Source organism: Pseudomonas sp., assembly GCF_050739655.1.
GTDB lineage: Bacteria > Pseudomonadota > Gammaproteobacteria > Pseudomonadales > Pseudomonadaceae > Aquipseudomonas.
Window position 1 is genome coordinate 1 of the sequence record NZ_JBOIBY010000426.1, and the last position, 4,610, is coordinate 4,610.

The 4,610-nt window shown below is 55.2% G+C and carries 10 protein-coding genes; 7 read left to right on the forward strand and 3 right to left on the reverse strand.

The window, feature by feature from the left end:
• Nucleotides 1-57 precede the first annotated feature (57 nt).
• The 4 genes from csrA to ACRESJ_RS20860 all read left to right on the forward strand — a co-directional run bounded on the left by csrA (nt 58) and on the right by ACRESJ_RS20860 (nt 1,479).
• On the forward strand, nt 58-237 hold the full coding sequence (gene csrA / locus ACRESJ_RS20845; protein WP_431759595.1) for a carbon storage regulator CsrA: 180 nt from the start codon (nt 58-60) through the stop codon (nt 235-237).
• A 246-nt stretch (nt 238-483) separates the two neighbouring features.
• Nucleotides 484-666, forward strand: a complete 183-nt coding sequence (locus ACRESJ_RS20850; protein WP_431759586.1) for a hypothetical protein — start codon at nt 484-486, stop codon at nt 664-666.
• 9 nt (nt 667-675) lie between these two features.
• Nucleotides 676-1,038 carry a hypothetical protein gene (locus ACRESJ_RS20855; protein ID WP_431759587.1) on the forward strand — a complete coding sequence of 121 codons (363 nt, stop codon included), beginning with the start codon at nt 676-678 and terminating at the stop codon, nt 1,036-1,038.
• Nucleotides 1,039-1,119: 81 nt separating this feature from the next.
• Complete coding sequence (locus tag ACRESJ_RS20860) at nt 1,120-1,479, forward strand: hypothetical protein (RefSeq protein ID WP_431759588.1); 360 nt, start codon at nt 1,120-1,122, stop codon at nt 1,477-1,479.
• Nucleotides 1,480-1,786: 307 nt separating this feature from the next.
• Here the strand turns inward: ACRESJ_RS20860 and ACRESJ_RS20865 are convergent, their stop codons facing one another.
• Nucleotides 1,787-2,020 carry a hypothetical protein gene (locus ACRESJ_RS20865; RefSeq protein WP_431759589.1) on the reverse strand — a complete coding sequence of 78 codons (234 nt, stop codon included), beginning with the start codon at nt 2,018-2,020 and terminating at the stop codon, nt 1,787-1,789.
• Between the two features lie 105 nt (nt 2,021-2,125).
• Between ACRESJ_RS20865 and ACRESJ_RS20870 the strand changes: the two genes are divergently transcribed.
• Together ACRESJ_RS20870 and ACRESJ_RS20875 are read left to right on the forward strand one after the other, a co-directional pair.
• Nucleotides 2,126-2,380 (forward strand): hypothetical protein, encoded by a 255-nt coding sequence (locus ACRESJ_RS20870; protein WP_431759590.1) that lies wholly within the window; start codon nt 2,126-2,128, stop codon nt 2,378-2,380.
• A gap of 44 nt (nt 2,381-2,424) precedes the next feature.
• Complete coding sequence (locus ACRESJ_RS20875; protein WP_431759591.1) at nt 2,425-2,730, forward strand: hypothetical protein; 306 nt, start codon at nt 2,425-2,427, stop codon at nt 2,728-2,730.
• 47 nt (nt 2,731-2,777) lie between these two features.
• On the opposite strand, the gene ACRESJ_RS20880 is transcribed toward ACRESJ_RS20875, so the two are convergent.
• A complete protein-coding gene (locus tag ACRESJ_RS20880; protein ID WP_431759592.1) occupies nt 2,778-3,014 on the reverse strand; it encodes a hypothetical protein in 237 nt (78 codons plus the stop codon).
• Nucleotides 3,015-3,535: 521 nt separating this feature from the next.
• On the opposite strand from ACRESJ_RS20880, the gene ACRESJ_RS20885 reads away from it, so the two are divergent.
• On the forward strand, nt 3,536-3,967 hold the full coding sequence (locus ACRESJ_RS20885) for a hypothetical protein (RefSeq protein WP_431759593.1): 432 nt from the start codon (nt 3,536-3,538) through the stop codon (nt 3,965-3,967).
• A gap of 280 nt (nt 3,968-4,247) precedes the next feature.
• On the opposite strand, the gene ACRESJ_RS20890 is transcribed toward ACRESJ_RS20885, so the two are convergent.
• Nucleotides 4,248-4,451, reverse strand: coding sequence for a hypothetical protein (locus ACRESJ_RS20890; protein WP_431759594.1), 204 nt, complete (start codon nt 4,449-4,451; stop codon nt 4,248-4,250).
• Between the last annotated feature and the right edge of the window lie 159 nt (nt 4,452-4,610).

Here is a 4,610-nt window from a genome sequence, read left to right on the forward strand (position 1 = left end):
TCGGTGCCCTTCCCACGAGGGGCATCAGGGAAATCAACTAACGCATGGAAATGGACAATGCTCGTACTCACTCGCAAGCAAGCTGAATCAATCAATATCGGCAATGACATCACGATCACCGTGCTTGGCGTTAGCGGCCAGCAGGTACGTATCGGTATCGATGCACCAAAGGATGTCCCAGTACATCGAGACGAGATCACACAACGTATTCAGGCAGGCTTGCCGAAGCCGCAATAACGAATCAACCAGCGCCAAACGACAGTCTGTCGCTAACTGCCTGATCCTCTCAGAAGAGACTGCATCGGCAGATGTCAGGTCAGCTCAAACGGCTGGGTTTGGTCGCCCGCGCCTAACATCTGACCAATGCGGAGGAGAACACACCAGCTTTGGCTGGCCACCTGCATGCAGCAACACCAGAAAACGGCGAGCGCCCGCCAAGATGCCGACGGCGCGCAAACGAGGATGATCACTATGAAATAAACCATGACCAAAGCCCTCCAGCAGGAGGCACCTGCGATCACGTATGGAGGTCTTCGTGATGCAAACAAAAGCCCGGTTCTGATCGGGCTTTTTTACGCCTGCCTTTATCCGTCAGCACTCTCCCCTGCGCCCAACGGCAACCAGCAGGAGGCCCGAGTGCTGACGAATAACCGCAACCCACCATAAGGAATCGTCATGAGTCAGACCATTCGCCAAAAACAAGCGGTCCTGCAGGTGTTGCGGGATCGTCTCTCAATGTCCACCTCGGAGATGTACCAGATGATCGGTCGCGAAGAGCCAGTGCGTGTACCGCGCTTCCATGCTGAGCCATTGGGTGCGAACAAGTTCGACATCATCGATCGCTCGACCGGTCTCTCTCGCGGAGCGCGTGATGGACATGGCAACGCCTGCAAGTACATGGATCAACTTGAGGCGAACGCCGACTTCTTCGAAGAGGTTCGGGTGAACACCAGCCGCTTTGGTCGAACCTTTCTCCGCTGGACCATTGCCTGCTCCGTGGTGCTCGTTGTGTTCGCCTACTTCGGTGCTGGTCATTGAGACGGATCAACAACCAGGTGCGCCAGCGCCGACGACAGACATGGCTGGATCTACCAGCCCACGGAATTGAAGAGGCAGGCCATGGCCGAGGAACAGCAGCCAACGGCGGAAGCCATCAAGCAGAAGAAAAAGCGCGAGAAGGAAGCAGCCAAGAATGCCGCGCTGGGAGTCGAGAAGTTTACGGTTGAAGTCGCCGGAGTATTTAAGCCGGACCTGAAGCGGCTCATGAAAGAGCACAGCTTCAACAACCAGCAGGAGGTGTACCAGAATCTCCTGCGTAACGTGATCGCAGCCGACTTCGAAACTGCAGCGCGAATGCTTCGGTGTGTCACGACACCTTTTGTTATCACGGAAGAAGTGTCACGCGAATTTCACAATCAAAGTCTTCTCGAGATCGGCAAAGACCCTGGTGACGAGCTCGTTGAGCCGGCCACACCGTAGGTTCGATTGACTAGAGTTTCGTCTTGGCCTTCGTGAACTCATCAATTACAGCGCGAGCATTCGCCATCAAATCATCAACGGTTGTTTTATGCCCGCATCCTGGGCAGTTGAACGCGACTAGATCCACGAAACCCTTCGGCTTTGCATGTGTGTGCTCCATCTCGGCTCCGCACTTAGGGCAAGCCATAACGCTCAGTGATTTTGGCATTGTCAGATCCTCTATCTGGCCCCACGCCAGAGCATCAACCAATAGCCCACTTCAACCAATCACGCCAGCCGGCGGGGTCTGCGCCTGACCCGCCCTCACCTATTGCGCTGCGGCGTTCACATGACCATCGATTATCTCCCAGGCTCGCAGACGGGCGTCAAAATGCGCACTATCTGCATCCCGGTAGATATCGTCACCTGAATGAATTTGGAGCAACGCTGCGCCGGGTAGATGGATATCCACAAAGTAGATGTATCCGGCAGGCCGATGCTCTACATGGACGTCGAATTTGTGTCCCTGATGCTCATGCCCGACGGTCTTTACTTCGTTCATTTGCCTCTCCTTTGCCCGGCTCCATGCCGTTCACCCGTAATACCCCAACCAATACCAAATTGCCACTGCCGGTCACGGAGAGCGGCGCCTGCATTGGAGAACACCATGGACAAGAACACGAAGATCCTGATTCCGGAAATCTCCGGCAACTGGAGAGTTCGGCTGCGCCCGGGAAAAACCAACATCTGGAATGAAGCCCGAGACGGCAAGCCGCATCGCAACGGGCTGCCCGAAGTGCGGCTTGATCCTCCAGAAACTGGTCTGTACGCCGAGCGTATCGACGGCGCCTGGTACTGGGTGTCAGGCTGGCGCCAAGTGCAACGAAAGCAGCGAGAAATACAGCTACTTGGTTTGCGATAAACATAACGTTTGCCGGCTGTGCAGCACTCACAGCTCAATGTTCAATGCTCACGGAAACGCCGTGGGGTCACCCTGACGGATTCACCTGCAAGCCCTGCCAGGACACAGAAGACGCGGAGGCCAAAGCCGCGGCGCTGGCAAAGGTCGCGGAGAGCGAATACGACGAATGGGATTACCACGGCTTGGACGAATGCAAGTGCCCGCACTGCGCGACCGTGATCCACATTGAAGCCGAGGATTACGGCGACAAGAACATGGAGTGCGATACCTGCAACGGGTTGTTCGAGTTGACCACCGAGTACTCTGTGAGCTTCACCACCATGGTGATTGGCGAGCGCATTACCGCCTGACCCGCCCTCACCTATTGAGTTGAAGCCAAGGTGACCGCGAATAACGTTTACAGCTCGCACCATTTCGTAGCCAGACCAATCCCGCGCCTCATTGCTTCATCGAAGTTTTTCCACGGCCAGCTTTCTTTGGCTAGCAGAATATCGTCGCCATCGTCTCGCCCCCAAACCCGAAGTCCAATCGGTGCTGGGTTGTCCGGCTTTCCCCAGATGAAATCAATCTTCGCTCTTTTTCCGTTTGGATGGACGTAATCCACAGGATAAGGCCTCTCTACCAATAACTTCATTACGACCTCATTGTTATCCGGCGCAGCACCGAGATATCAAGCAATAGCCCACAACCACCAATCACGCCACCCTGGCGAGGATCGTTTATGTCCGCGTGCGGGAACAACGTAAGCCCGCCGCCGATGGCAGCACTGGCCCGGACCAATGATCCATGGCGGATGGCTGAGCGAGAGGCGGTAGCTGCATAGACGCGTTAGTCAGTCCCAAAACGCTGTATGTCGTTCAATCAGGGGGGGATTTTCACCGTCTTCGCGCTGCTCATGGAGCCATGTACGAGTCATGTCGACCGTGAAAATCCTGATGTTCTGATACATATCGACCAATGTCGAAGCGGAAATGTCGTAACGACCGCACCCAGAACAATCTACTGATTTCCCATCCGGGTCTCGGTCCCAAACCTGCGCCATTCCATTACAAACAAAACACCTCATGTCGATGCCCCTTTTTTGCTGATCGCTCAATTCTAGCCGATCCCTCACCACCCTCCACCGCCCGGGCATGCCCCGGCATAGGACGCCCCATGCCCACAGATAACAAACCGTCCGAGCCATTCGGTCCGAACGGCCGCACCTTCCACATTCACTTAAGCGTGCGCGGCGCGCTGCGAGACTTCAGCAAGCGCCAGCTCAAAGGCTTGCTCCGTTTTGAGGAGGGACGCGAATGCACCGCCGACGAGGCGAAGGATCATTTGCTTAAGGCGCTGGCCCAGGGTAAAGAAGTGCTTCCGTTTGGTCCGCCTTGTGAAGGCTTCGACTTTGCCGGCAGTGGCTGCCCCGGCACGAAAAGGAGGCCCAAGCAATTGCGGTTTAAGCGTCAATCAAGCGAGGCGCTTGGTGAGAGTCGATGGTTGGAATCATTTCGGAGCTTTGCTGCTCTGCGATCCACTTCCGAGCAAGATTCACATCGAAGCGCCAGCCGTGAGCTTTCATCAGCACAAGGGCCGCACCAGTGATTCGATAGTGTCCGCAGTCTGGGCAGACTTTTTCCAAGTAATCATCATCCGCGTCAGTTGCCACCGCAGGCTCGTTGCAAATCAAGCAAGTCATGAGCTTCTCCTATTGGCTGATCGCTCAATTCTAGCCGATCCCCTACCGCCCTCCACCGCCCGGGCAGGCCCCGGCATAGGACTCTTATGCCCACAGAAAGCAAACCAGCACCGACGCCAAGCCTCGCGACTGGCAAACCTCGATATATGCATCTTGCGACGACTGCATCGGCGATAGGTGCGCAAATCAATCCTCTAAGGAAAGGTTCGGATACTCACTGGGAAGCTCCATCCAGGCGTCAAGCGCTGATATTTGCCGCACGACAGCAGCGTCCCACTCTGATCCTACAGCTCTGTTCTCATGCATCATTTGGTGAATGACATTGGTCGCATTTTCATATTCATCACGAAGCTCTAACGCCTTCGACAAAAACTCTTCCCGCCGGCTCATGGGTTCTTCCCCTAAGAGGTTTGAAGTATGGAATCAAGACTGGCTTAGCTATTGATGAAGTGCTTTCAGATCAGCCAGCAGTGCCCTCGCCAGTCGGAGCAAAAGCCGCTCTCAATTGATTGAAGACGTTCCACGCAAATGATACAGCCATCCTTACCG

Excerpts from the sequence above, each read along its gene's own strand:
- ACRESJ_RS20880 (WP_431759592.1), bottom strand. The coding sequence starts at position 3,014 with ATGAAGTTATTGGTAGAGAGGCCTTATCCTGTGGATTACGTCCATCCA.
- ACRESJ_RS20850 (WP_431759586.1), top strand. The coding sequence starts at position 484 with ATGACCAAAGCCCTCCAGCAGGAGGCACCTGCGATCACGTATGGAGGT.
- ACRESJ_RS20860 (WP_431759588.1), top strand. The coding sequence starts at position 1,120 with ATGGCCGAGGAACAGCAGCCAACGGCGGAAGCCATCAAGCAGAAGAAA.
- ACRESJ_RS20875 (WP_431759591.1), top strand. The coding sequence starts at position 2,425 with ATGCTCACGGAAACGCCGTGGGGTCACCCTGACGGATTCACCTGCAAG.
- ACRESJ_RS20855 (WP_431759587.1), top strand. The coding sequence starts at position 676 with ATGAGTCAGACCATTCGCCAAAAACAAGCGGTCCTGCAGGTGTTGCGG.
- ACRESJ_RS20865 (WP_431759589.1), bottom strand. The coding sequence starts at position 2,020 with ATGAACGAAGTAAAGACCGTCGGGCATGAGCATCAGGGACACAAATTC.
- ACRESJ_RS20885 (WP_431759593.1), top strand. The coding sequence starts at position 3,536 with ATGCCCACAGATAACAAACCGTCCGAGCCATTCGGTCCGAACGGCCGC.
- csrA (WP_431759595.1), top strand. The coding sequence starts at position 58 with ATGCTCGTACTCACTCGCAAGCAAGCTGAATCAATCAATATCGGCAAT.
- ACRESJ_RS20870 (WP_431759590.1), top strand. The coding sequence starts at position 2,126 with ATGGACAAGAACACGAAGATCCTGATTCCGGAAATCTCCGGCAACTGG.
- ACRESJ_RS20890 (WP_431759594.1), bottom strand. The coding sequence starts at position 4,451 with ATGAGCCGGCGGGAAGAGTTTTTGTCGAAGGCGTTAGAGCTTCGTGAT.